The 26,323-nt window shown below is 72.2% G+C and carries 15 protein-coding genes and 1 pseudogene; 7 read left to right on the top strand and 9 right to left on the bottom strand.

Features of this window, described 5'->3' with window-relative positions:
- The first annotated feature begins 56 nt into the window (after positions 1-56).
- From ACYVDG_RS21310 to ACYVDG_RS21325, 4 genes are all read left to right on the top strand, one after another.
- Positions 57-10,475 carry an amino acid adenylation domain-containing protein gene (locus ACYVDG_RS21310; protein WP_460756216.1) on the top strand — a complete coding sequence of 3,473 codons (10,419 nt, stop codon included), beginning with the start codon at positions 57-59 and terminating at the stop codon, positions 10,473-10,475.
- Positions 10,476-10,576: 101 nt separating this feature from the next.
- Entirely contained in the window at positions 10,577-10,786 is a 210-nt protein-coding gene (locus ACYVDG_RS21315; RefSeq protein WP_460756219.1) for an MbtH family protein, read from the top strand.
- Positions 10,787-10,849: 63 nt separating this feature from the next.
- Positions 10,850-11,845 (top strand): ATP-binding cassette domain-containing protein, encoded by a 996-nt coding sequence (locus ACYVDG_RS21320; protein WP_460756222.1) that lies wholly within the window; start codon positions 10,850-10,852, stop codon positions 11,843-11,845.
- Positions 11,842-12,642 carry an ABC transporter permease gene (locus ACYVDG_RS21325; RefSeq protein WP_460756226.1) on the top strand — a complete coding sequence of 267 codons (801 nt, stop codon included), beginning with the start codon at positions 11,842-11,844 and terminating at the stop codon, positions 12,640-12,642. Before ACYVDG_RS21320 ends, ACYVDG_RS21325 begins: the two co-directional genes overlap by 4 nt.
- Here the strand turns inward: ACYVDG_RS21325 and ACYVDG_RS21330 are convergent.
- The 7 genes from ACYVDG_RS21330 to ACYVDG_RS21360 form a co-directional block, all read right to left on the bottom strand.
- Complete coding sequence (locus ACYVDG_RS21330; protein ID WP_460756231.1) at positions 12,618-13,349, bottom strand: GNAT family N-acetyltransferase; 732 nt, start codon at positions 13,347-13,349, stop codon at positions 12,618-12,620. The genes ACYVDG_RS21325 and ACYVDG_RS21330 overlap by 25 nt on opposite strands.
- Positions 13,350-13,373: 24 nt before the next feature.
- On the bottom strand, positions 13,374-13,820 hold the full coding sequence (locus tag ACYVDG_RS21335; RefSeq protein WP_460756235.1) for a hypothetical protein: 447 nt from the start codon (positions 13,818-13,820) through the stop codon (positions 13,374-13,376).
- An 80-nt stretch (positions 13,821-13,900) separates the two neighbouring features.
- Positions 13,901-14,938, bottom strand: coding sequence for a nitronate monooxygenase (locus ACYVDG_RS21340; RefSeq protein WP_460756285.1), 1,038 nt, complete (start codon positions 14,936-14,938; stop codon positions 13,901-13,903).
- An 86-nt stretch (positions 14,939-15,024) separates the two neighbouring features.
- Positions 15,025-16,383, bottom strand: a complete 1,359-nt coding sequence (locus ACYVDG_RS21345) for an MFS transporter (RefSeq protein WP_460756239.1) — start codon at positions 16,381-16,383, stop codon at positions 15,025-15,027.
- A gap of 193 nt (positions 16,384-16,576) precedes the next feature.
- Positions 16,577-17,239 carry a TetR/AcrR family transcriptional regulator gene (locus tag ACYVDG_RS21350; protein WP_460756243.1) on the bottom strand — a complete coding sequence of 221 codons (663 nt, stop codon included), beginning with the start codon at positions 17,237-17,239 and terminating at the stop codon, positions 16,577-16,579.
- Between the two features lie 9 nt (positions 17,240-17,248).
- Positions 17,249-19,792, bottom strand: a complete 2,544-nt coding sequence (locus tag ACYVDG_RS21355) for a PEP/pyruvate-binding domain-containing protein (RefSeq protein ID WP_460756249.1) — start codon at positions 19,790-19,792, stop codon at positions 17,249-17,251.
- Positions 19,789-21,279 (bottom strand): MFS transporter, encoded by a 1,491-nt coding sequence (locus ACYVDG_RS21360; RefSeq protein WP_460756252.1) that lies wholly within the window; start codon positions 21,277-21,279, stop codon positions 19,789-19,791. Before ACYVDG_RS21360 ends, ACYVDG_RS21355 begins: the two co-directional genes overlap by 4 nt.
- 254 nt (positions 21,280-21,533) lie before the next feature.
- Here ACYVDG_RS21360 and ACYVDG_RS21365 point away from each other — a divergent pair, with 254 nt between their 5' ends.
- Both ACYVDG_RS21365 and ACYVDG_RS21370 read left to right on the top strand, forming a co-directional pair.
- Positions 21,534-22,289, top strand: a complete 756-nt coding sequence (locus tag ACYVDG_RS21365) for an SDR family NAD(P)-dependent oxidoreductase (RefSeq protein WP_460756255.1) — start codon at positions 21,534-21,536, stop codon at positions 22,287-22,289.
- Between the two features lie 180 nt (positions 22,290-22,469).
- The gene (locus ACYVDG_RS21370) at positions 22,470-24,098 is read left to right on the top strand and encodes an AMP-binding protein (RefSeq protein WP_460756261.1); all 1,629 of its coding nucleotides are present in this window, start codon (positions 22,470-22,472) and stop codon (positions 24,096-24,098) included.
- A gap of 103 nt (positions 24,099-24,201) precedes the next feature.
- Here ACYVDG_RS21370 and ACYVDG_RS21375 read toward each other — a convergent pair whose 3' ends face one another.
- Together ACYVDG_RS21375 and ACYVDG_RS21380 are read right to left on the bottom strand one after the other, a co-directional pair.
- Positions 24,202-24,471 carry an HPr family phosphocarrier protein gene (locus ACYVDG_RS21375; RefSeq protein WP_460756266.1) on the bottom strand — a complete coding sequence of 90 codons (270 nt, stop codon included), beginning with the start codon at positions 24,469-24,471 and terminating at the stop codon, positions 24,202-24,204.
- A gap of 391 nt (positions 24,472-24,862) precedes the next feature.
- Positions 24,863-24,985: a hypothetical protein gene (locus ACYVDG_RS21380; protein ID WP_460756270.1), complete on the bottom strand. Its 123-nt coding sequence runs from the start codon at positions 24,983-24,985 to the stop codon at positions 24,863-24,865.
- A gap of 793 nt (positions 24,986-25,778) precedes the next feature.
- On the opposite strand from ACYVDG_RS21380, the pseudogene ACYVDG_RS21385 reads away from it, so the two are divergent.
- Positions 25,779-26,323: pseudogene (locus ACYVDG_RS21385) on the top strand (HNH endonuclease signature motif containing protein); the annotation flags it as partial.

Here is a 26,323-nt window from a genome sequence, read left to right on the forward strand (position 1 = left end):
ACCCGCGTCCCCTCCGCTGCTCGCACGGAGGCGCCGAAGCGATTGGAAGGTTTTCGATGACGAACACCGGCCACCCCCACCGCCTGCCGCTCACGGCCGCCCAGAAGGGGCTGTGGTACGCCCAGCAGATGGACCCGGGAAACCCGGTGTACGCCATCGCCGAGTACCTGGAGCTCAATGGTCCGCTGGACGTGCCGACCCTGTGTTCCGCTATCCGTCGGGCGGTGCTGGAGACCGAGTCGCTGCACCTGCGCTTCGGCGAGGACGAAGGGGTTCCCTGGCAGGAGGTCCGCCACCCCGAGGACTGGTGGCCCGACGTCGTCGACCTCACCGCTGAGGACGACCCCGCCGAGGCGGCCCGCAGGTGGATGCGCGAGGACCTCGCCCGGTCCCTCGACGTGCGCGGAGACACCCTGTTCGCCGAGGTCGTCTTCCAGCTCGGCCCGGAGCGCCACTTCGTCTACCAGCGTGTCCACCACCTGCTCCTCGACGGCTACGGGGCGATGCTGGTCCTGGGCCGGATCACCGAAGTCCACGACGCCCTCGTCGCCGGAACCGAGCCCGGACCCAACCCCTTCGGGCCGATGAGCCGGCTCCTTGACGAGGAGGCGGCCTACCGCGAGGACGGAACCGCCGCGGAGGACGAGAGCTTCTGGGCGGAGCGGATGGCCGACGCACCCGAAGCGGTCGGCCTGGCCGGTCAGCCCACGCGGATGCCGACCAGCCTCAACCGGGCCACCGCCCACCTGCCGCGCACGGTCGCGGCCGGGCTCCAGGCAGCCGCCCGCGAGCAGCGGACCAGCCTGCCCGCCGCGGTCCTCACGGCCACCGCCGTCTACCTCCACCGGCACACCGGCGCCCGCGACATCGTCCTGGGGCTGCCGGTGACCACGCGCCGCACCCCGCACGCCAGGTCGGTCCCGGTCGCGGTTTCCAACATCATCCCGCTGCGCGTGCGGGTCCGGCCGGACCGGCCCGTGTCCGAACTCATGGGGCAGGTCGCGCGGGAGACCCGGCAGGTCCTGCGCCACCAGCGGTACCGCTACGAGGAGATGCGCCGGGGCGGCGGCTCAGGCAGTACCGGCCGAAGGGTGACCGGCCCGTCGGTGAACATCATCCCGCCGCTGGGGGAACTGGTCTTCGCGGGCCTGCCGGCCACCACGCACAACCTGTCGGTCGGGCCGATCGAGGACCTCTCCGTCATCTTCCACGGGCTCAGCGCCGCCAGCGACATCCGCGTGGACTTCGACGGCAACCCCGACCTCTACACCGCCACCGAGCTCGAGGACCACCAGCAGCGCCTGTTCCACGTCATGGGGGCCATCGCCGACGACGCCGCCACCCCGGTGGGCGTCCTCGACGTGCAGTCCCCGCGGGACGAGCGGGAGGCGCTGGAGCGGGCCGGCGGCGCCACCCGCACGCTGCCCGACCACACCGTCGCCGCCGAGTTCGAGCTCACCGCCTCGCGCACACCCGGGAACACCGCCGTCGTCGCGCCCGACGGCAGCCTGACCTTCGCCGAACTCGACGACCGCTCCGACCGCTGGGCGGCCCGGCTCGCCCAGCACGGAGTAGGACCGGGCAGCGTCGTCGGTATCCGCCTGGGGCGGCACACCGACCTCCCCGTGGCCCAGCTGGCCGTACTCAAGGCAGGCGCGGCCTGCCTGCCGCTGGACCCCGGCTACCCCGAGGGCCGCCTGGCCGCCATGGTCCGGGACGCCCGACCGGACGTGGTCCTGGCCCACCGCGCGACCGTGCCCGGCACCGCCGCCACCGACACCGGCACCGTGTTCATGGACGACCCGGCCATCCGGGCCTGCGTGGAGCAGGGGCCCCGCCCCAGCCTCGCCGAACTGACCCGAACCGCCACCGCCGACGACCTCGCCTACGTCATCTACACCTCCGGTTCCACGGGCACCCCCAAGGGCGTGGCCGTGGCACACCGGTCCCTGCTCAACCTCCTGTACTCCCACCGCGAGCGCGTCTTCGGCCCCGCTCAGGACCGCCTCGGCAGAAGACTCAGAGCGGCGCACACCGCCGGACTCTCCTTCGACGCCTCCTGGGACCCCTTCCTGTGGATGGTGGACGGCCACGAACTGCACCTGGTCGACGACGGACTCCGCCGCGACCCGCAACGGCTCACCGCCCACCTGCGCGAGCGCGGACTGGACGCCGTCGAGACCACCCCCTCCTTCGCCCGCGCGCTCCTGGACGAAGGGCTGGGAGGGCCCGGCGGGCCATCGGTCATCGCCCTGGGCGGCGAGGCCGTGGACCGCGAGCTGTGGGACACCCTCGCGTCCCTGGAACACGTGAGCGCCCACAACCTGTACGGCCCCACCGAGACCACGGTGGACAGCCTGACCGCGCCCATCACCCCCGGCACCGAGCCCGTGATCGGGACCCCGGTCGCCAACGCGCGCGCCTACGTCCTGGACTCGGGGCTCAGGCCCGTGCCCGAAGGGGCCACAGGAGAGCTCTACGTGGCGGGCGAGGCCGTCGCCCGCGCCTACCTGGGCCGCCCCGTCCTGACCGCCGAGCGGTTCGTGGCCGACCCCTTCGCCGCTGACGGCGGCCGGATGTACCGCACCGGCGACCTGGTGTCCCCGGGCCCCGGCCACACCCTGCGCTTCCTGGGCCGGGCCGACGACCAGGTCAAGGTGCGGGGCGTGCGGGTCGAACCGGGCGAGGTGGAGGCGGTCGTCCGGGCCGCGCCCGGTGTGCGCCGGGCAGCGGTGGTCCCGGTCGGCGACGGCGCCGACACGCGCCTCGTGGCCTACGTGGTCGCGGCGGACACCTCCGACATCGAGGTGAGCCCCTCCGGCACAGAGCAGGTCCGCGCGCACGCGGCCGACCGGCTACCGGGCTTCATGGTCCCCGCGCAGGTCGTGGCGGTTCCCGAGCTCCCACTGACCCCCAGCGGCAAGCTGGACCGCGACGCCCTGCCCGCGCCCACCACCCAGGACTCCCGGTCCCGCCCGCCGCGCACGGAGCGCGAACGGCTGCTCTGCGCGCTCTTCGCCGAGGCCGTCGGTGTGGACACCGTCGGCGTGGACGACGACTTCTTCGCCTTGGGCGGCCACTCACTGCTGGCCACCCGGCTGATCGGCCGCATCCGCTCCGAGTTCGGAGCGGCCCCCGCCATCCGCGAACTCTTCGAGAACCCGACCGTCGCCGCCTTGGCCCGGTCGCTGCCGGAGACGGCCGAAACGGGTCCCCGCTTGGAGGTACGCGAACGCCCCGACCGCATTCCCCTGTCACACGCCCAGCGCAGGCTGTGGTTCCTCAACCGGTTCGCGCCGGGCTCGGGCGCCTACAACATCCCGGCGGCGCTGCGGTTGCGCGGCGAGCTGGACACCGGTGCCCTGCGCCGCGCCCTGGACGACGTCGTCGAGCGCCACGAGACCCTGCGCACCGTCTTCCCCAGCCACGGGGAGGAGCCCGAGCAGCGGGTGCTGGCCTCGCGCGCAGCCGACCTCGACTACGCCGCGGTCACCTGCCCGGAGCAGGACCTGGAGCGTGTCCTCGCGGCGGAGGCCGGGCGGGGGCTGGACGTCACCGCCGAGACTCCGTTCCGGGTCCGGCTCCTGCGGGTCGGCGACAACGACCACGTCCTCCTGCTCGTCCTGCACCACATCGCCGGAGACGGCTGGTCACTGGGCCCGCTCGCCCAGGACCTGGCCGCCGCCTACGCTGCCCGCTCCGAGGGCCGGGCACCTGAATGGGCGCCCCTGCCGGTCCAGTACGCCGACTACACCCTCTGGCAGAACGAGGTCCTCGGCTCCGCCGACGACCCCGACAGCGAGATGTCGCGGCAGCTGGGCTTCTGGCGCGACGCCCTGCGCGGTGCCCCCGAGGAGGCGCTCCTCCCGGTGGACCGCCCCCGCCCCGAGCGGTCCAGCGGCCGCGGCGGCTCGGTACCGCTGGCCCTGTCCCCGGAACTGCACGAGCGCCTGAACGAGCTGGGCGACCGGCACGGCGCGAGCCTGTTCATGGTGCTCAACGCCGGGCTGGCCGCCCTGCTGTCCCGCCTCGGCGCGGGCCCCGACCTGACCGTCGGCACACCCACGGCGGGCCGGTCGGAGGCCGAGCTCGACGCGCTGGTCGGCTTCTTCGTCAACACCGTCGTCATCCGCACCGACGCATCCGGGAACCCGACCTTCGACGACCTGGTCATCCGGTCACGGGATGCCAGCCTCGCCGCGTTCTCCCACCAGGACGCGCCCTTCGACCGCGTGGTGGAGGAGCTGCGGCCGCCGCGCCGCGGCTCGCGCCACCCGCTCTTCCAGGTCATGCTCGCCCTCCAGAACATCCCGGCCGCGCAGCCGTCGCTGGACGGGCTGGAGACCAGCGTGCAGGAGGGGGCCGGCACCGACCAGGCCAAGTTCGACCTCACCCTGAACCTCACCGAGCACCAAGGCACCGACGGCTCCGCCGACGGGCTCCTGGGCGACCTGGAGTACGACGCGGACCTGTTCGACGGCGACACCGCCGCGTCGATCGCTGCGCGCTTCACCCACCTGCTGTCGGTGCTGGCCGAGGCGCCGGACACCGGCGTGGCGGAGGCCGAGCTCCTCCTGCCCGGCGAGCGGGACGCACTGGCCGCGGGTGCGGCCGGACCGACCCGCCCACACGAGCCCGAGACGATCCTGGACGCGTTCACCGCCCAGGTCCTGTGCACCCCGGACCACACCGCCGTGGTCGCCGGCGACGTCACCCTCACCTACGCCGAACTCGACGCCCGCGCCGAGAGCCTGGCCTGCCTGCTCGCCGACCGCGGTGCGGGCCCCGGAACGGTCGTGGCGACGATGCTGCCCCGCTCGGCCGACCTCGCGGTCGCCCTGTTGGGCGTGCTCCGCAGCGGAGCGGCCTACATGCCGGTCGACACCTCGTACCCGAAGGAGCGGATCGACCACATGCTGGCCGACGCCGCACCCGCGCACGTCCTCACCACCACGGGCGACCGGACACGCGCGCCCGCCGACAGCACGGTGCTGCACCTTGACGCCCTGCCGCCGGACACGTCGATGAACGCCGCCCCGCCCGGGCCCGGCCCCCACGACGCGGCCTACGTCGTCTACACCTCCGGTTCCACCGGCCGCCCCAAGGGCGTGGTCGTCGAGCACCGCTCGCTGGCCAACCTGTTCCGCTCCCACCAGGAGCGCGTGTTCGAACCGGCCCGCGCCGCCGCCGGCCGGCACCTGCGGGTCGCGCACACCGCCGGGGTCTCCTTCGACGCCGCGTGGGACCCATTCCTCTGGATGGTGGACGGCCACGAACTGCACGTCGTCCAGGACCCGCTCCGAGGGGACGCCGAACGCCTGGTCGCGCACCTGCGCGACCGCCGGATCGACGCGATCGAGACCACCCCGTCCTACGCCCGCCAGCTCCTCGCGCTGGGACTGGTCGCCGGCGGTACCGACGACGGTTCCGGCTCCGGCCCGAGCGTGATCGCCCTGGGCGGCGAACCCGTCGACCCCCGGCTGTGGCGGGAACTGGGCGAGGCACCGGGACTTGTGGCCCACAACCTCTACGGGCCCACCGAGTGCACGGTCGACAGCGTCACCGCCCGCTCCGACGAGGAGGACGAACCGGCCATCGGCAGACCGATCGCCAACACCGGCGCGCGCGTGCTGGACACCCGGCTGCGCCCGGTCCCCGCCGGGGTGGTCGGCGAGCTCTACCTCACCGGCGCCGGGATCGCCCGCGGCTATCTCGGCCGCCCGGGCCTGACCGCCGACCGCTTCGTCGCCGACCCGTTCGCCGCCGACGGATCCCGCATGTACCGCACCGGCGACCTGGTCACCCGGCGACCGGACGGGGTACTGCGCTACGTCGGCCGCGCGGACGGCCAGGTCAAGATCCGGGGCCACCGGATCGAGCTCGGCGAGGTGGAGGCCGTGGTGGCCGAACACCCCGACGTCGCCCAGGCCGGGGTCGCCCTCACCCGCACCAAGGACGGTGACGCACGGCTGGCCGCCTACGTCACCGCCCGGTCCCGCGTGGCTCCGGACACCCGCGGGGTCCGAGACCACGCCGCCCACAGGCTCCCCGCGGCCATGCTGCCCGGCGTGGTCATGGTGCTGCCCGAACTCCCGCTGACCCCCAACGGCAAGCTCGACCGGTCGGCGCTGCCCGAACCGGAGGCCGTCGCCGGCGGCGGCCGGGGTCCGCGCGACCGGAACGAGGCCGTGCTGTGCGAGCTCTTCGCCAAGGTCCTGGACGTGCCAGAGGTGGGCATCGACGACGACTTCTTCGAGCTCGGCGGCCACTCCCTCCTCGCCGTGCGCCTGGTCGCCCGCATCCGGCACGCGGTAGGCGCCGAGGTCGCGGTCCGCACCCTGTTCGAGGCGCCGACCGTCTCCGGCCTGGCCGCCGCGCTCGGCACCGGACGGCACTCCCGTCCGCCGCTACAGCCGGTCTCCCGGCCCGAGCGGACTCCGCTGTCCTTCGCGCAGCGCAGGCTCTGGTTCCTCAACCGCATGGACACCACGGCGGCCGACTACAACCTGCCCATGGCGGTGCGGATCACCGGAGTACCGGACACGGAGGCCCTTCGCGGGGCCCTCGGCGACGTGACGGCACGCCACGAGAGCCTGCGCACCGTCTTCCCCGACGCCGACGGCGAGCCCTACCAGCGCGTGCTCCCGCCGGAGTCCTCGGCCCCGGAGACCGGATTCACCGAGGTCGCCTCCGAGGAGGAGCTGCACCGGGCCCTGGCCCGGGAGGCAGGAAGGGGGTTCGACCTGGCGGTCGAGACACCCCTGCGCGGGCACCTGTTCAAGGCGGGACCCGACCACGTGCTGCTGCTGGTCCTGCACCACATCGCGGGCGACGGCTGGTCGACCGCGCCGCTGGCACGCGACCTCTCCACCGCCTACACCGCCCGCGTGCACGGCACCGCCCCGCTCGGCCGGGACCTCCCGGTCCAGTACGCCGACTACGCGCTGTGGCAGCGCGAGGTGCTGGGCGACGACAACGACCCCGAAAGCCCGCTCCGGCACAGCCTCGACGCGTGGGCGCGCCGCCTGTCCGGCGCCCCCGACGAGCTCAGGCTGCCCTCTGACCGCCCCCGGCCGCGCACCACCTCCCAGCCGTCCGACAGTGCGCCGGTCGACCTCGGCGCGGACCTGCACGAACGGCTGCTGCGCGTGGCACGGTCCACTTCCACGAGCCTGTTCATGGTGCTCCAGGCCGGTCTCGCCGCCCTGCACACCCGCCTGGGAGCGGGCGAGGACATCGTCATCGGCACCCCGGTCGCCGGGCGCACCGACCCCGCGCTGGACGAGCTGGTCGGGTTCTTCGTCAACACGCTCCCGCTGCGCACCGACACCTCCGGCAACCCGTCCTTCACCGAACTCCTGGCCCGCGTGCGCGACGCGGACCTGGACGCCTTCGACGACCAGGAAGTGCCCTTCGAACAGATCGTGGAACGGCTGAACCCGTCCCGAGCGCTCGGGCGGCACCCCCTGTTCCAGACCGTCCTCACCCTCCAGAACAACGAGACCCCCACCTTGGAACTGCCGGGGCTGGACGTGCGGCCCGAACCGGGCGCCACCGCGCCGGGCGCCAAGTTCGACCTCTCCTTCGACCTCGCCGAACAGACCTGTTCCCTCGGCGGCGTCGGGGGAGTCGCGGGCAGGCTGGAGTACAACAGCGCGATGTTCGACCCGGCCACGGCACGGCTCCTCGTCGAGCGGTACGTGCGGCTGCTGGACGCGGCCACCCGGGCCCCCGAGACCCCGCTGGGACGGCTGGACATCCTCTCCGGCGACGAGCGGGCGGGCCTGCTCTCCGACGGCCGGGGCCGCAGCCGGGAGCTCCCGGCCGAGACCGTCGTGGAGCTGTTCGAGGACCAGGTCCGGCGCACCCCCGACGCCACCGCCCTGGTGTGCGGAGGGGAGCGGCTCAGCTTCGCCGCTCTCGACCGGCGGGCCAACTGCCTCGCGCGCTCACTGGTCAACCTCGGGAACGGACCCGGCGACGTGGTCGCCGTCCTGCTCCCGAGATCGGTCGAGACCGTGGTGAGCCTCCTCGCCGTCCTCAAGAGCGGGGCCGCCTACCTCCCCTTGGACGCGGACCACCCCGACGAGCGGCTGGCCGCCATGGTCGAGGACGCCGAACCGCGGCTCGTGCTCACCGACGCAGCACTCGCGCACCGGCCCGCACTCACACCCCGGACCGCGGGCGGGACCGAGGTCCTGGAGGTGGACACCCTCGCGGACCGGCACGGGAACTGCCACTGCGCCACCGCGGGCGCCCCGACCGACCGCGAGCGCGTCCGTCCGCTCTCCGCCTCCGACGTGGTGTACGTCATCTACACCTCCGGTTCCACCGGCCGCCCCAAGGGCGTCGAGGTCGAGCACGGATCCCTGGTCAACCTGTTCCTGAGCCACCGGGAGGAGCTCTTCGCCCCGGTAAGCGAGGAACTGGGCCGCAGGCTCCGCGTCGCGCACACCGCGGGCGTGGCCTTCGACGCCTCCTGGGACCCGGTCCTCTGGCTGGTCGGCGGCCACGAACTCCACATGGTCGAGGACGACGTGCGCCGGAACCCCTCCGGTCTGGCCGACTACCTCGGCCGCAACGGGGTGGACACCATCGAGACCACACCCAGCTACGCCCGCAGGCTCATCGCCGAGGGGGTGCTCGACCACGCGGACGCGCTCTCGGTTGTGGCGCTGGGCGGAGAGGCGGTGGACACCGACCTCTGGGAGACGCTGAGCCGACGCCCCGGCGTGCGCGCCTACAACTTCTACGGGCCCACCGAGACCACGGTGGACGCCGTCGTCGCCGGGATCGGCGGCGAGGCGGGACCCACCATCGGCAGACCGGTCGGCAACATCCGGGTCTACGTCCTGGACAACGGGCTCCAGCCCGCGCCCGTGGGTGCCCTCGGCGAGCTGTACATCGCCGGGGCCGGGCTGGCGCGCGGCTACCGCAGCCGACCCGGTATGACGGGCGAGCGGTTCGTCGCGGACCCCTTCACCGCCTCCGGCGGGCGCATGTACCGCACCGGCGACCTGGTGCGGTGGCGCTCCGACGGCACCCTGGACTTCGTCGGCCGCGCCGACGACCAGGTCAAGCTCCGCGGCTTCCGCATCGAGCCCGGGGAGGTCAAGGCGCACCTGGTCGACCACCCCGACGTCGCCGAGGCCGCGGTCCTGGTGCGCCGCACGGCGAGCGGGGACGCCAGGCTCGTGGCCTACCCCGTGCCGCGCCAACGGCCCGGCCCCACCGACGCGGAACTGCGCCGACACCTCGGCGCCCAGCTGCCCGAGTACATGGTCCCCGCGGTCTTCGTCCGCCTGGAGTCCGTGCCGCTGACCGTGAACGGGAAGGTGGACCACGCCGCCCTGCCCGACCCCGCGGACCACGCCCCCCAAGTGACCGGGATCCCCGAGACCCGCCGCGAGGCCCGGCTGTGCGCGCTGTTCGCGGAGGTCCTGGACCTGCCGAAGGTCGGCGTCCACGACGGGTTCTTCGAACTGGGCGGCCACTCCCTGCTGGCGGCGCGCCTCGTGGGCAGGGCCAGTACGGCCCTGGGACGGGAGGTCACCGTCCCCATGCTCTTCCAGAACCCCACGGTCGCCGGGCTCATCGGGGCCGCCGACGGCCTGGACGATCCGGACGGCCCGGACGGCGCCGAGGGCGGAGCCGCGAGGAGCGGGCTCGGCCGGATCCTGCCGATCCGCGCCACCGGTGAGGGCGCACCGCTGTTCTGCGTGCACCCTGCCGGGGGACTGGCCTGGTCCTACTCGGGGCTGGCTCGGCACGTCGGCGCCGACCACCCCGTCTACGGCCTCCAGGCCCCGGGACTCGCCCCCGGCGACCCGGACACGGACCAAGCACCGGACCTGAAGGCACTGACCGAGGACTACGCCGCCCGCATCCGCGAGATCCAGCCCGAGGGGCCCTACCACCTGCTGGGCTGGTCCTTCGGCGGCAACATCGCACACGCGCTCGCCGACCACCTCCAGGAGAGCGGCGACGAGGTGGCCACACTCGCTTTGCTGGACTCGCACCCGTTCGGGCAGGACGCCGAGGCGGACTTCGCCGACGACGGCGAGGTCCTCACCGCGCTGCTCCGGGCCCTGGGCTACGTGCGGGAGAGCGGGGAGCTCCCCGCGTCGCCCGCGGCCCGGGACGCCCTGGAGGTCTTCCGCCGGAACGGCGACCCCTTGGGCGCGCTTTCGGAGGAGACGGTCGACGCCATGCTCCGCGCCTTCGACCAGCAGGTGTCGCTGCTGCGCCACGGGCGGCCCCCGGTCTTCGACGGGGACGTCCTCTTCTTCACCGCGGCCCTCGACAGCGTCCCCGGTGCCCCGCTCCCGGAGCGGTGGCGCCCCTTCGTCGACGGCCGGATCGACGACCACGACGTGGACTGCACCCACGCGCTCATGGCCAGACCGGAGCCGCTGTCGGTGATCGGTCCCGTGGTCGCCGACCGGTTGGCCCGGCCCCTCACCAGCCGAGCCTGAACCATCCGGCCGGAGCCACCCGGCCGCGGCCGCACCTGAGCCCTCGGCCACCTCAGCCACATTTCGCCAGAACACCAGTCAAAGAGCAGAAGGAACCAGCCATGCAGAACCCGTTCGACGACACCGACTCCACCTTCCTCGTCCTGGTCAACGACGAGGACCAGCACTCCCTGTGGCCCGCCTTCGTACCGGTCCCGGCCGGGTGGGTCGTACGCCACGGCCCGGACGAGCGCCAGGAGTGCCTCGCCTACATCGACGCCAACTGGACGGACATGCGGCCCCACCGGGTCCGCCAGCTCGACGCCGCCTGACCGCCCCGGCCCGGTCGGTCGGCCGCACCGGCCGACCGGGCCACCGACCGCGAAGGGAGTGACGTGGACCCCGAAGACCATGTCATCGACGTCGAGGGCCTGAGCAAGTCCTTCGGAAAGCACCGGGCGCTCCGGGAGATCGACCTCCGGGTGCCGCGCGGCCACGTCCTGGGCCTTCTCGGACCCAACGGAGCCGGGAAGACCACCACGGTCCGCGTGCTCACCACCCTGCTCCGCCCCGACAGCGGACGCGTCCGCGTCGCCGGGCACGACGTCGTGACCGAGCCCGGAGCGGTCCGCCGCAGTATCGGGCTCTCCGGCCAGTACGCGGCCGTGGACGAGAAGCTCACCGGCTTCGAAAACCTGCGCATGGTGGGCCGCCTGTACGGGATGAACCGCAAGCAGGCCGCCGAACGCGCCCGCGAACTGCTGCGCCGCTTCCGGCTCTCCGACGTGGCCGGCCAGCGTTCGGGTGCCTACTCGGGCGGTATGCGGCGCCGCTTGGACCTGGCCGGGGCCCTGGTGGCCCGGCCGGAGGTGGTCGTCCTCGACGAACCCACCACAGGCCTGGACCCGCGCGGGCGGATGGACACCTGGGACATCGTCTCCAACCTGGTCGAAGACGGCACCACCGTCCTCCTGACCACCCAGTACCTGGAGGAGGCCGACCAGCTCTCGGACACGATCGTCGTCATCGACAAGGGGACCGTGATCGCCCGGGGCAGTTCCGACGCGCTCAAGGAACACATGGGGGTGTCGAGGATGGACTTCGTCCTCGCCGACGCCGTGGACCTCGACCCGGCTGCCGCAATCGTCGCCGACTACGGCAGCGGTCCGCCCGAGGCGGACCGCGGCGCCCGCCGCCTGTCCGTGGCCACATCCGAGGGCCAAGGGGCACTGACCCGTGCGCTCGCCGCGCTGGAACGCGGCGGCGTCCCCGTCGTGGAGGTGGCGCTGCGCCGCCCCACCCTGGACGAGGTGTTCCTGGAACTCACCGGACAGGGCGAGCAGGACGAACCGGCGGCCGAACCCGCCCCACTCGGCGGAGGCCCGCGGTGAACACGCTCATCAGATCGGTGTCCGACAGCGGAGTGGTCGCCCACCGCAACCTGCTCAACGTCCTCAGGACCCCGGGTTCCATGGTCTCCGGCGTGATCCAGCCGGTGATGTTCGTGCTGCTGCTCGCCTTCGTCTTCGGGGGCAGCCTGGGCGGAGCGGAGTACCGCGAATTCCTGATCGGCGGGATCTTCGCGCAGACCCTGCTGTTCAACTCGTCCTTCACCGCGGTCGGTCTGGCCAACGACCTCCAGAAGGGCATCGTCGACCGCTACCGGTCGCTGCCCATGTCCCGGATCGCGGTCATCCTGGGCCGGACGATCTCGGACCTGGCCACCAGCTCCCTCTCCCTGCTGGTCACCGCACTCGTCGGCCTCGCCATCGGCTGGCGCGTCACCACGGGCGCGGGCGAGGTGTTCCTCGGCGTCGCGGTGCTGCTGTTCTTCGCCTTCGCGACCTCCTGGATCGGCGCCTTCATCGCCCTGACCGCCCGCAGCGTCGAAGTCGCCCAGAGCCTGGGCCTGGTCTGGCTCTTCCCGGTCGCCTTCGTGTCGGGCGCCTTCGTGTCCATCGAGGCGATGCCCGCCCCGCTGCGCGTGGTCGCCGAGTGGAACCCGGTCACGGCCGTGGCCTCCGCCGCCCGGGAGCTGTTCGGCAACGCGCCCCCCGCGGGACTGGCCCAGCCCACCGGCTGGCCGGCGGAGAACCCGGTGCTCTACGCGGTGCTGTCCTCGGCCGCCATCATCGCCGTCTTCGCGCCCCTGGCCCTCAACCGCTACATCCGCATCAGCGCCCGCTGATGACACTTTCGGCTGTGTGCCGGGCGGGTGTGGAAGGCCCCGGTGCCCTCGTGCGTGAAGCCCATCGAGTCGTAGAGCGGCCGCCCGTCGGCGGAGGCCACCAGGACAACGTTGCGTTCGGGGTGTGCAGCGATGACCGCGGCCATGACGGAGCGGCCGACACCCCGGGATCGGTGCCCGGGGAGCGTGGCCAGCCAGAACACGCACACGACGTTCCCGTCGTCCAGGGTCAGGCAGGCGGCGGCCGGGTCGCCGTCGCGTCGGACCAGCCAGGCGTCGAAACCGGGAACGTCCAGGAAGCCGGCGGGCAGGAGGAGGTCCGGCTGGCGGCGGGGGAGGGGGAAGCCGAACACGATCGTGTGCTCCGCTACCGCGAGGTCGGCGGGGTCCCCGACGCGGACCACCTCGTGTTTTGCGGTCGGCGTCGGGAGGGACCGGTCGCGGTGCAGGACCGGCCAGGCGGCGCGTTCGAAACCGGGGACTTCGAGCTGCGCGTAGGGGTCCTCCAACGCCACGGAGCCCGGGAGGCGCAGGGCTTCCAGAGCTTCCGGCGGCAGCTCGGACGTCGGGTCGACCACGTTCACCCGGACCTCCTCCCCGCCGAGCAGGACGTCCGCGTTCCCGTGGCGCCGTGCCTCGGCCCGGCCGGAGCGCAGGTACCGCCACATCGAGGAGGAGTTGTGCGCGTACGCCCGAACGGCGTCCATGGGCGGACCTTTCCGGTGGGAGATTCAGGGGAGGGGGAGGTGCGCGAGGTCGCCCCCTCCGGTGAGCCCCTGAGCAGGGGCTACGGAGAGGCCACGCAGGATCTCCGCCCGCGACTCCGACCACCGGTCCCGCAGGTCCGGGACGAAGGTGTGCCAGAGAGGCCCGTCGAAGGCCGACTCGGTGTTGGCGGCGAGGGCGGACGGGTCAGGCGCGAGCGGGGTGAGGCGGGTGGGGCCGGGCCCGATCCGGGGATACAGCACCGACCGCACCGGGACGCGCAGGCCCGGAGCGGCAGAGGGGAAACGCTTCCGGAACCGCACCGGATCCACCGCGTACTTGCTGTACGGGGAGAAGGCGTGGCCCTCCGTGGTGACGTGGCTGCCCAGGAAACGCAGGGTCTCGGTGAGGTCCGCGCCGGGGCCGACACGGACGTCCACGTGGGTGTCGAGGTAGGACAGTCGAAGCGTCACGCATCCGAACCTATAGCGCCCCGTCCCCGAGATGCGCGGGCCCGCCCTGCCCTGACAGGACGGCCGACGCCCCTGTGCCGCTAGAGGCGCGCACCCTCCTTGACGGCCTCGGCGCGCAGCTCGGCGACCAGGGCGGCGGCGGGCAGCTCCCGGGAAGCGCGGAAACCGGTGCCCGCCCACAGGGCCATGCCCTCGGGGTCGGCGGCGCGGGCCGCGGCGGCGCGCAGGGGCTTGGTCATGTGGTGGACCTCGGGGTACGCCGAAGGGGCATCCCGGTGTTCGGTCATGAAGCGGTTGGTCAGCCCGCGTGCCGGACGGCCGGTGAAGGCCAGCGTCAGGGAGGTCTCGGTGAAGGCGGGGTCGGCGAGTGCGGCCTTGTGCAGGGGTTGGGCCCCGCTCTCCGGGCACCGGAGGAAGGCGGTGCCCAGCTGGACCGCGGCCGCCCCGGCGTTCAGGGCTGCGGCGATGTCCGCACCGGTCATGATCCCGCCGGCGGCGATGACGGGGACATCGACGGCGGCCACGACGTCGGGGAGGACCTCCAGGAGCGGACGGTCGTCGCCGCGGGCGGGGTCGAAGGTAGCGCGGTGGCCGCCCGCTTCCAGACCTTGGACACACAGGCCGGAGGCGCCTCGGGCCACGGCGGTGCGGGCCTCGTCGACGGTGGTGGCGGTGACGACCGTGGCCGACCCCGTCGCACGGAGGCGTTCCAGGACCTCGCCGGAGGGGCAGCCGAACGTGAAGCTCACGAGTGGGACGGCGGCGGCCGTCAGGACGTCGAGCTTGGCGTCCCAGGAGTCGTCGTCGTAGCGGGCCGGGCCGACCTCCACCTCGTAGCGCCGCGCGTCCGGGGCCAGCTCCGCCCGGTAGGCGTCCACCGCGGCGGTGCCGGCGGTGCTGGGGCCGGGCACGAACAGGTTCACCCCGAAGGCACTCGTGCCCTGGTCCTGGACCGCGCGGACCTGCTCGGAGACGGCGTCCGCGGTGAGGTATCCGGCGGCGAGCGACCCCAGGCCGCCCGCACTCTCCACCGCGGAGACCAGCGCTGGTGTGGACGCGCCGCCAGCCATCGGAGCCTGGAGGATCGGGCGCTCCCGAAGGAGTTCGGACAGCTCCATAGTCACTCACTTCCCCTGCGTCAACCGGTACCCACGTCAACCGGATCGAAGGCTAACAGGTGGCGCTCCCACGACCGCGGGCCGCCTTACGCCTTCTCTCCGGGCAGGTCTTGGACCCGTTCGCCGGGCTGTTCCCCGGGCCGGTCGGGGGATTGCTCTCCGGGTTCGTCGGCGGCCCTCCGGGCCGCCTCGTTCTGCCGCGCCGCCCACGTGAAGTCCGCCGACTCAGGGAAGCAGCGGGCGAGCACGAGGGCGGCTACAGCCAAGACCAGGGCGACCGCCCCCAGGGAGGACACGGCCAGGGGGATGCTCCACACCTCCCACAACCAGCCGAACGCACTCGTGGTGAGGGCACCGCCGAGCAGACCCACCACCGTCACCGCCGAGAACATCGTGTTCCGGTTGGCGTCCGTGAACATCTGCTGGCACCACTGCCCGCTCAGGACCCCGCCCATACCGATGAGGAACTCCGCAGCCATCAGTCCGGCCCACAGCGGGACCACCTCGTACGCCATCAGTACCAACGGCAGCCCGATCCCCGTCGAGACCACCGGGCCCCACACCTGGGGTCGGGTCTGGTCCACCCACCGCGAGCAGAACGCTCCAGCGGTCAGCGACACGGTCATCAGCAGCATGAACAGGCCGTTCCGGCGCACGTCTTCGTCGCCGTACTGGGCCAGCAGCAGCGGCTGCCACGCAACGACCAGGAGCATCGTCGCCACCATCAGGGACACCGCCAGCGCCACCTGGGGGACGAACCGGCGGGTGGCCACCAAGAGCACTGACTCCAGGACGATGGTGCCGATGCGCCGGTCAGGCTGCCCCGGCGTGGCTGGGAAGCACACCGGTACGAGGACGGCCAGAACCAGCACCAGCACGCCGCCCGCGGCGATCAGGGCATCTGCCGACAGCCACGTCCCCGCGACCATCACCGACGCCGCACCCAGGACCGAGCCCGCCCGGGCGGACACCGCGCCGACCCGGACGACGCGGGAGATCCGGGTGTTCCGCTCATGGTCCCCGATCCGGTTGATCAGGATCGCGCTCAGGGTGCCGGACTTCAGTGACGCGCCGATGTGGCCCAGGCACATGCCCACCAGGGTGAGCGCGAGGCCGTCGACGGACCCGAGGGTCACGAATCCCGCACCCCACACCATGAGCCCGGTCCAGAGCAGGCGGCGGTGGCCGAACCGGTCACCCAGGGCACCGCTGGGCGCTTCCATGAGCAGCCCGATCACCTGGCCGCCCGCGATGACCATGCCCACGGCCCAAGGGTCGGCGCCGCGCGCGATGATCACGGTGACGAAGACCGCGCCGAATGCGAAATCGGACAGGGTGCTGAGCATCGTATAGACGCTGAGGCGGGCGAGCAGCGGGACCTTGGCGCGGTCCGAGGGCGGGGGATCGCCTGGTGGGGGGCGGTCGGCGGCGGGGGGTGGTGCCATGGCTGTCCTTGCCCGAAGGGCCCGTGACCGCAACCGCGAACAGGGCCGGTGGAGTGGAGTGCGCCGACGGTAACAGCACGCTGCCTCGTCACTCCACGTGTTTTCTGACCGCACAGGGTCAGGAGCCCGGCCGGAACGGCCATCGCGCCCGGCCAGAAGCTCAACCGGCGCACCGCCGCACCGGTCCGGCTGCCTAGGGCATGTGGTCCGCCCGGCCCTGAACCTCCTGCTGATCTCCGTGCACGCCCGCCTCGTACGGCACGGTGTGGAACAGCGGCACCAGGACCGTGTCCACGACCTCGACGACCATGCCGTCGGGAATGGGCTCCAGTTGGAACAGGAAGTGGTTGCGCAGCAGCGACTGTCCGACGTCCAGCCGCGGGCCCACCACCGCCTCGGGCGGGATCTCGCCCCGCTCCACGGCCCTTCGCGCGACCTCCGCCATCATCTGCCGGCTCATCCCCCGCGAACGGGCGCGGACCTCTTCGGCGTGGTCCGGGTAGGGCAGGGTCTCACCGAGCAGTCCGCGCAGCGCCGTTCCGGCGGGGCTGTCGAGCATCGCGGCGGTCTGGCGGAGCACCGCCAGCAGGTCACCCCGCAGACTCCCGGTGTCCGGGATCTCGGACGGGTCGGGAAGCAGGTGGTAGACCGCGTCCATCACCAGTTCGGCTCGGGAGTTCCAGCGCCGGTACAGGGAAGCCTTGCTCGCCTTGGCCCGCTCGGCGACACCCTCCATGGTCAGCGCCGCGTAGCCGTGCTCCCGCAGCTCCTCGATGGTGGCTTCGAGGATGGCGCTGACCAGTGCCTCCCCTCGGCGTCGGGGGCGTTTGCGGTGGTCGGTGTTCTCGGCGGACATGACCGCATCCTATGGAGCCGGGGTGACGCGGCCGACCCCGCCGTCCACCGTGACCCTCGCCCCTTCGGTGAGCACGGACGTGCCGGTGCCGGTACCCATCACCGCTGGGAGGCCGTACTCGCGGGCCACGATCGCCGCGTGTGAGGCGATCGCCCCCGAATCCACCACCACCGCGGCGGCCCGCTGGAACAGCGGGGTCCAGGCCGGGTTGGTGTACGGACAGACCAGGACGTCCCCCTCCCCGAGCCGGTGGAAGTCCTCCGCCCCGCGGATGATCCGGACCGTTCCGGTGACCGTTCCCGAGCTGGCGGGGGAACCGGTGACCAGCGCGTCGCCGTCGGCCTCGCGCGGGTAGACCCGGGCCGGGTCGAGCAGCCGCACCCCGGCCAGCTCGGCGCGCTTGGCCGCCCGCTGCCGCACCAGGGAGCGCAGCCGCTCGGCCTGGGCCTCGGGGATCGTCTCGGCGTCCTCGACCTCTTCCACCTCCGCCATGCGCAGGTGGAAGACGTCGAAGCCCGCCGTCAGCACCCCCGCCCGCCGGAGCCGCTCGCCGATCTCCAGCAGGGAGCGGCGCAGCGCCGGGAGCATCGCGGTGAAGTAGAAGTGGGAATCCTCGCGGAAGGCCACGCCGCCCTGTGCCGCCCGCAACCAGCGTTCGATCCGGGCGCGTGCGCGGCGGCCCCGCAGCAGAGGGTGTTCGAGCAGGCGCTCCAGCGCCTCCGCGGACCTGGACGCGGCGCCCCGTTCCTGCTCAGCCGCCTCGGGCTGATCGAGCAGGGAGCGCACCAGGCCCAGCACCACCTCGGGTGACTCGACCAGGGTGGGCGCGCTGACCAGCAGCGGGGACGTGGTCTCCCGGCGCCCGTACTCGCGCAGGAAACCGTCGAGGGCGGCGCGGAAGTCGGCCGACCCGGTGCCGGTGTCCCCTCCCAGCGCGCGCAGCACCTCGTCGGGTTCGTGCTCGGTGACCAGCTCGTGCAGCCGGGGTTCGGTACGGGCCAGGTCGGTCAGCGCCTGCAGCGCCTCGTTCGAGTCCTCGGTCCGGGTCCGGGCCCCGCCGAGCAGGTCGGCGATCAGCTTCCCGCGGCCCAGGAGCCTGGTGGCCAGCGCCATTCGGGCCAGGGCGAGGCCGCTGCCGGGCAGGTAGTCGATCCGCAGATCACGGCAGGTATCCATCAGGGCCAGCGCCCGGCCGGGGACCGCAGTCAGTTCCGCCCAGGTCAGGGCGGACAGGTCCAGGGCGTCCAGAGCGTCGGCCTCGGCGACGAGTTCCGCGAGCCGGGGGTCTTCGGCCCAGTCGGCCGGTCGGAACCGACGGGCCTTGCGTATCAGCTTCCAGGGGGTGAGTACCGCCTTCGGCGCCGGGCGCGGTGAGGGCGGGACGATCTGGACGACCACCCCGTCCTCCTCGCGGAGGAAGTTCGCGAAGGCGCCCCGGAGGCCGTAGTACTCGGTGATCTCCCGCATCATCTCGGTCGGACCGTGCCCCAGCCAGGTGCTCACGTCCATGGGGTAGGGGCGGACCGGGAGGTACTCCATGAGGATCGCCCCCTGGAGGCGTTCGCGCCGGTTGAGCGGGGCGGAGGGCGGTGGTAGCGCGGTCATCGGCCGGGCCTGCACGATCCGGAAGCGCCCGTCCGAGAGCGCCCACTCGATGTCCTGCGGGCGGCCGAAGTGCTCCTCGACGGTCCTCGCGTGCGCGGCCAGTACCGTCAGCTGCGCCTCGGAGAGCAGCGGAGCCCGCGAACCCGTACCGGTCCCGCCTGATTCGGCACCGTGCTCCTCCCTGACCCCGCCGCCCGCGACCGAACGGACCACCACCTCGCCCCGCCCCGGGGTCCACTCCACGACCTGTCCGCGCTCGTCCAACAGGTAGTGGTCGGGGGTGACCAGGCCGGACACCACCGCCTCGCCCAGCCCGGACCCGGCGTCCACGACGGTCCGGTCGCGTGCCCCGCTCACCGGGTCGGCGGTGAACATCACCCCGGCCACCTCGGAGTCGACCATCACCTGGACGACCACGGCGATCCGCACGTCGGCCTGGTCCACCGAGCGCTCCCGCCGGTAGGCCACCGCCCGGTCGGTCCACAGCGAGGCCCAGCAGTGGCGCACCGCGTCCACCAGGGCCTCGGCCCCGACCACGTTCAGGTAGGTGTCCTGCTGCCCGGCGAAAGCCGCCCCGGGCAGGTCCTCAGCTGTGGCGCTGGAGCGCACCGCCACCGGGACGTCCTTACCCAGCCGCTCGTACGCGGCCGTAACCGCCTCGCGCAGCCCTTCGGGCAGGTCGGCACCGACCACCGCGGCACGGAGCTCGGCGGGATCCCACTCCGGCCCGTCCGCCTCCGCGGAGGTGAGCAGATCGGCCAGCCCCGCGGAATCGGCGACGGCGGCGTAGGCCCCGGTGGTCACGACGAACCCCTCCGGCACCGGCAGCCCGGCGCGCAGCAGTTCTCCCAGATTGGCGGCCTTGCCGCCGACGGTGGCCAGGTCCTGCGCGCCGAACGTCGCCAACGGGGCGACCGGCGGGCTGTGGATAGCGGCAGTTGAGGTCATCGGTGCTCCCGGTCGAGTTCGGTCTGCGCCTTGGTGCGCAGGGGTATCGCGGGCAGGGCCAGGGCCAGCAGGAAGGCCACCACCAGCAGTGGGGCCACGGTCAGGACCGCCGCGGGGACGGCGGCGCCGAAGGCGGCCTCCACCAGCTCCCTGCTGTGCGCTGGCAGAGCGGCGATCGCCTCCGGTGTGAGGGCGTCGAGGTCCGCGGCCTCGGCGGGGACCCGGTCGGCGAAGGAACGGGTGATCAGAGCGCCCATCAGGGCGACGCCGACACTGGCGCCCACCTGGCGCAGGAAGAGCACCGAGGAGGTCACCACCCCGAGGTCGGACGGGTCGGTGGCGTTCTGCGCGGCCAGCATCACCACCTGCATGACCATCCCGACCCCGAGGCCGATCAGGAAGAGCATCGCCACCAGCCCCGGAACACCCCACTCGTCGCCGAACAGGCCGAGCAGCAGGGCGCCCGCGGCCATCAGCGCGGTACCGCTGATCGGGTACCGTCGGTACCGGCCGCTCCTGGTGATCAGCCGCCCTGAGACGGTCATGGTGACCAGGGCCCCCGCCATCAACGAGGTCACCAGGAAGCCCGCCTCGGTGGCGGTGGTGCCCAGCCCCATCTGGGCAAAGGCGGGCATGTAGGTCAGAGTGCCGAAGAGGGCGAAGCCCACGGTGAAGCTGAGCAGGACCGGGACGGTGAACCCCCGCTGGCGCAGCAGGCGCAGCGGTAGCACGGGATCCCGGGCGTATCGGGCCGAGACCAGCCAGAGCACCAGCGCGGCGGCGGTGGCCCCGGCCAGCACCGGGACCACCCACCCCGGCCGCTGCCCGCCCCCGGCCAGCAGGTCGGCCAGGAGCACGGTGCCGACCACGGTCGCGGCCAGCGCGGCGGCGCCGAACAGGTCGACCGGCTGGCGGTTGTGCGGCCTGGGCAGGTGGAGGGTCAGGGCGAGGGCCACGAAGGCGACCGCGCCGAGCGGCACGTGGATGGCGAAGATCCAGCGCCAGGAGAGTAGGTCGACCATCACCCCGCCGAGCAGGGGGCCGCCCACGGCGGGTAGCACGTAGGCGGCACCGAACAGTCCCAGGTAGCGGCCGCGCTCACGGGGGCTCACGATCTCGCCGACGGTGGCCTGGGCCCCGATCATCAGACCGCCACCGCCCACGCCCTGCAGTACGCGGGCGCCGACGAAGAGCGGGAAGGAGGTGGCCAGCGTGCACAGCAGCGCGCCGAGGACGAAGAGCACCAGGGCGGCCAGGAGCAGCGGTTTGCGGCCGAAGCGGTCACCGAGCCTGCCGTAGACCGGCAGTACCGCGGTGGCGGCCACGAGGTAGGCGGTGATGACGGCGGGCATCTGGTCCAGCCCGCCGAGCTCCCCCGCGATCTCCGGCAGGGCGGGGGCGACCGAGGTCTGGTCCAGCGGGGCCAGCACCATCACCAGCAGCAGCCCGGGCAGGGTCAGCGCCAACGACGTCTGTTTGCCGGCCATCACACTCCCCAACCCTTTAGAGAACGAACAGTTCTCTAAAGGCTAACCCGGCGCTTTAGAAAACACAACGTTTCCTATCGGTGAATCTCCTGGGTCCCCTTGGTGTCCCCCGCGGCCCCGCTGGACTCGCACATTCGGCCCGCGCCGGCCCCGCCCCTACGGCCCGCGCCGGCCCCGCCCCTACGGCCCGCGCCGGCCCCGAACCAGCCCGCCGGGATACGCTCGGCGCGACAACCGACCTTGGGAGGAACCACATGACAGCGACCGCGGTCGTCACCGGAGCGAGCAGCGGGATCGGTGCCGCCACCGCGCGGGGGCTCGCCGCCCAGGGCTACGACGTGGTCCTGGTCGCCCGCCGCGCCGAACGGATCGAAGCGCTGGCCGAGGAAATCTCCAAGGAGGGCCACAGCGCCCGCGCCCAGGTCCTCGACGTCACCGACCGCGCCGAGGTCGACGCCTTCGCCGGGGCCCTGGGCTCCTGCGACGTACTCGTGAACAACGCGGGCGGAGCGATCGGCACCGAGACCGTCGCCACCGCAGACCCCGCCGACTGGCGCCGGATGTACGAGGTCAACGTCCTGGGCGTGCTCAACATGACCCAGGCCCTGCTGCCCAAGCTCACCGAGAGTGGAGACGGGACCGTCCTGATCGTGTCCTCCATCGCCGGGCACCTGGTCTACGAGGGCGGCGGCGGTTACGTGGCCGCCAAGCACGGTGCCCACACGCTTGCTGCCACGCTGCGCCTGGAACTGGTGGGCGAGCCGGTCCGGGTGCTGGAGGTGGCTCCCGGCATGGTCAAGACCGAGGAGTTCTCCCTCAACCGGCTGCGCGGCGACGCGGAAAGGGCGGAGTCCGTGTACGCGGGTGTTCCCGACCCGCTGAGCGCCGAGGACGTCGCCGACACCATCGTGTGGGCGGTCACCCGGCCCCCGCACGTCAACATCGACCTGTTGGTGGTCAAGCCCCGCGCGCAAGCCGCACCGCACCGGGTCCACCGGGTCAAGGAGTAACGCCCCGCCCGGATGCTCCCCGAGGGTGCGGGTCACCCGTTCGGAGATGTCCGCCGGCCGATGTGCCGGGTTCGGCTCGCATGATTTGCTGTGAGGTGGATTACACGACCGGCGGGGGCGGCGACCGAACGCCTCTGCCGACCGTGCGGTCTTCTGCCACGCACAGCTAGGAGCACGGACTTGAGCACGACCGACCCTGTCCCCAGCTACGCCTCCGGAACCTCGACGACCCCTCTCCTCGGCGACACCATCGGCGTCAACCTGGCCCGCATGATCGCCGCCCACCCCGACCGCGATGCCCTGGTCGACCGGACCTCCGGGCTCCGACTGACGTACCGGGACTTCGGCGCCGAGGTGGACCGGGTGGCGCTGGGCCTCCTCGACCTCGGGGTGGCCAAGGGCGACCGGGTCGGTATCTGGGCACCGAACCGCGCCGAGTGGGTGTTCGTGCAGTACGCGACGGCCAGGATCGGCGCGGTCCTGGTGAACATCAATCCCGCCTACCGCACGCACGAGCTGGAGTACGTGCTCAACCAGGCGGGCATCTCGGTGCTGGTCTCCGCGCCCTCCTTCAAGACCTCCGACTACGCGGCGATGATCGAGGAGGTGCGCGGCAAGTGCCCCGAGCTGCGCGAGGTGGTGCTCTTCGACGGCCCCGGCTGGGAGTCACTGCTGTCAGCGGGGGACCGGGGCGATCCGGCGCGGCTGTCCGGGATCGGCGCAGCCCTCTCCCCGGACGACCCGATCAACATCCAGTACACGTCCGGGACGACCGGATTCCCCAAGGGCGCGACCCTTTCCCACCACAACATCCTCAACAACGGCTTCTCTGTCGGTGAGCTGCTGGGATACACCGAGGCCGACCGGATCGCCATCCCGGTGCCCTTCTACCACTGCTTCGGCATGGTGATGGGAAACCTGGCCGCCACCAGCCACGGCGCCTGCATGGTCATCCCCGGGCCCGGGTTCGACCCGGTTACGTCGCTGGAGGCCGTCCAGGCGGAGCGCTGCACCTCGCTGTACGGGGTCCCCGCCATGTTCATCGCCGAGCTCGCGCTGCCCGACTTCGACGACTACGACCTCTCCACCCTGCGCACCGGGATCATGGCCGGATCACCCTGCCCTGTCGAGGTGATGCGCCAGGTCATCGAACGGATGGGGATGTCCGAGGTCTCCATCTGCTACGGCATGACCGAGACCTCGCCGGTGAGCACCCAGACCAGGCGGGACGACTCCCTCGAGAGGCGCGTGTCCACCGTCGGCCGGGTCATGCCGCATCTGGAGGTCAAGGTCGTCGACCCGGGCACGGGCGTCACAGTCCCGCGCGGGACACCCGGCGAGCTGTGCACCCGCGGCTACTCGGTGATGCTCGGGTACTGGAACCAGCCGGACAAGACCGCGGAGGCGGTCGACGCGGGCCGGTGGATGCACACTGGCGACCTCGCCGTTATGGACGGGGACGGCTACGTGAGCATCACCGGGCGGATCAAGGACATGGTGATCCGCGGGGGCGAGAACATCTACCCGCGCGAGGTCGAGGAGCTGCTGTACACCCACCCGGACCTGCTGGACGCACAGGTCATCGGTGTTCCGGACGAACGCTACGGCGAGGAGCTCATGGTCTGGGTCCGGATGCGCGAGGGCGCCGAACCCCTCACCGCCGAGGCGCTGCGCTCCTTCTGCGAGGGCCGGATCGCGCACTTCAAGATCCCCCGCTACGTGCACGTCGTGGACGAGTTCCCCATGACGGTCACCGGCAAGGTCCGCAAGGTGCAGATGCGCGAGGAGGCCGTCCGCCTCCTCGGCTGACGTTTGGGAACCGCGCGGTCCCCGAGCCGGGGGCCGGTAAGGGGTCGGCTACTGGAGACCGGGAACCGGGGTGTCCGAGGAAGCCTCCGGTTCCCCGCGTCGCCTACTTCGGGTCGAGCTCCTTGGCGAGCATCTCCACGAGGTTGTCCAGGGCCGCTTCCGAACCCTCTTCGTCGCAGATCAGAGTGACCCTCTGGCCGTGGGCGGCGCCTATGGACATCACCGCGAGGACGCTGCGCGCGTCCACCGGCCGGTGGCCCTCGCGGGAAACCATCACGGGAAGGCCGGTCTCGTTGACCGCCTTGACGAACAGGGCAGCGGGTCGGGCGTGCAGGCCGAGGAGGGAGCCGATGACCACGGTGCGCTCGGTCATGTCATTCCTTGGGAGGTGTCGGCCGGGGGTGGGGAAGCCCGCGAGCGCGCTGTCGGCCGCGCCGACGGTACTCCGGGCCGTACCCGTGGTCCGCGTGGCCCAAGCACCCGTTCCGGGGCCACGAGCGGGGCGCCGTGCCAGCCCAGGGCGACCGTAACCGCACCGGTGCCCCAGGTGGCGGGAAGGTGATCTGCACTAGAGCAGGAAGATCGGCGGGCCTGCGGTGATCGTGGCCGATGAGGGCGGCGCGATCCAATAACGACGCCGTGAGCTGTCTGCACCGTCTGCCCCTGGCCGAGCCTGACGCTCACAGGAGCGTTCTGGCGTGGCTACCGGGCCCGTCCCTGCGCAGGGCTGTTGCATAATCGGGCGAGGGAGATGTTATCCCTGATCAGGGGAGCCTGAGAAGTTCGAGAGGGTGCGTAAAGGCCTCGTGGGACACCCGGCGCACAGCCTCGGGGATGCTGTTCATCTCCAACTCCGTCAGCAGCGGGATCGCCAGGTTGTGAAGCATCGCCATATGTGCAACAAGCCATATGTGTAACTAGCCATATGTGCAACAACCCTGCCCCGGCGGAGGCTACCCGGCAACCCTTAGGATGCCGAAAGCTTCAAACAATGATGCCCGGGTAGAGTGACTCTTGGTTTGGGTAGTCTTCTGCCTGGGTTTTTCTATCGGCTGACGGTTCCCTCCTTTCCCGCCGCCCGATTGTGGCCGTCTCCGCTACGCGCGTCAAGGTCGTCGCCATCGAGCGCTTCGCGCATCAACGGCGCTCCACCTTGACACGCTCCGCTACGACGGCGGGTTGGCGGCTACGGGAAAGAGGGGGCGCGTGGTTGAGGTCCGAGCCATTTCGGGCTTCGCCCGAAAAGCTCATTCTGTCGGCCTGGCGGCCGATGCCTGCCACTCCGCCGGAGCGTTGGCGGCTGGGGGTGTCGCGGCTGGTCAAGGTGTGCGGCGGACCACGAACAGCGCGGCCTTCGGCCGGTGGGCCACTCCGCCGGAGCGTTGACGGGTCGGGTGTCGCGGCCGGTCAATGTGCGCGGCGAACCCCTCCGTGTGGGCCATTCCCCGATGATCTTGCTACCGGAAGCAATTTCGGCGCCGAGATTGACCCTAGTAGCAAGATCATTCCCACGAGGGCGCGGATTTGCCCGCTTTGCCCAGGAATGCGAACAGGGGGTTGGCCCCCTTTTCCTGGAAGGCTTAGTTCCGGAGGGAGGAAAGGCGGGCCGGGGTGGCCGGGTAAGAGTTTTATATCCTCCGAGCTAGTGCTTTTCCGGGGCGTTATTGATATCCTTAGGGCATGACTTCTTCTTTCGGGCAGTGCGGGAACACGGCGGGCAATACCCCCGCCGTTTCCGCCATGGATGCTGCCCGGAAGAACATCGCTTCGGAAATGGCGGAGGTGCCTCCGGCGGGTGCGGCTGGTGAGGTCCTGGACGTGATCTCGCAGGTGTGCGAGGACATGGAACAGGCCCAGCTCGCGATGCTGCTGCGCCTGACCCAGCTGGAAGCAGCCGGCACCCTGTTGGAGGCCGGTGGGCAAAGGTCGGTGCAGAACTGGCTGATCCACTCGGTGGGCATGGTCCCCGTTGAGGCCAACGGGCGCGCCGAGCTGGCCCGCCGACTCTTCGCCCAGGAGCTTCCTGCCACCCGCCAAGGCCTGGACTCTGGGTTGTTGTCGATCGGGGAGGCGGTGGCGGTGTGCCGGGCCGCTGAGAGGGCGGTCAAGGCGCGCAACACCGGCCGCCACCCCGATGCCGGGGAGTTTCGGCGGATGATGGAGGCCGGGATCGTGGCCGCTAAGGCCAAGGAGCCGGCGATGTCGACCTCCCACATCGCCCGGCT

The organism is Nocardiopsis oceani (assembly GCF_054777395.1).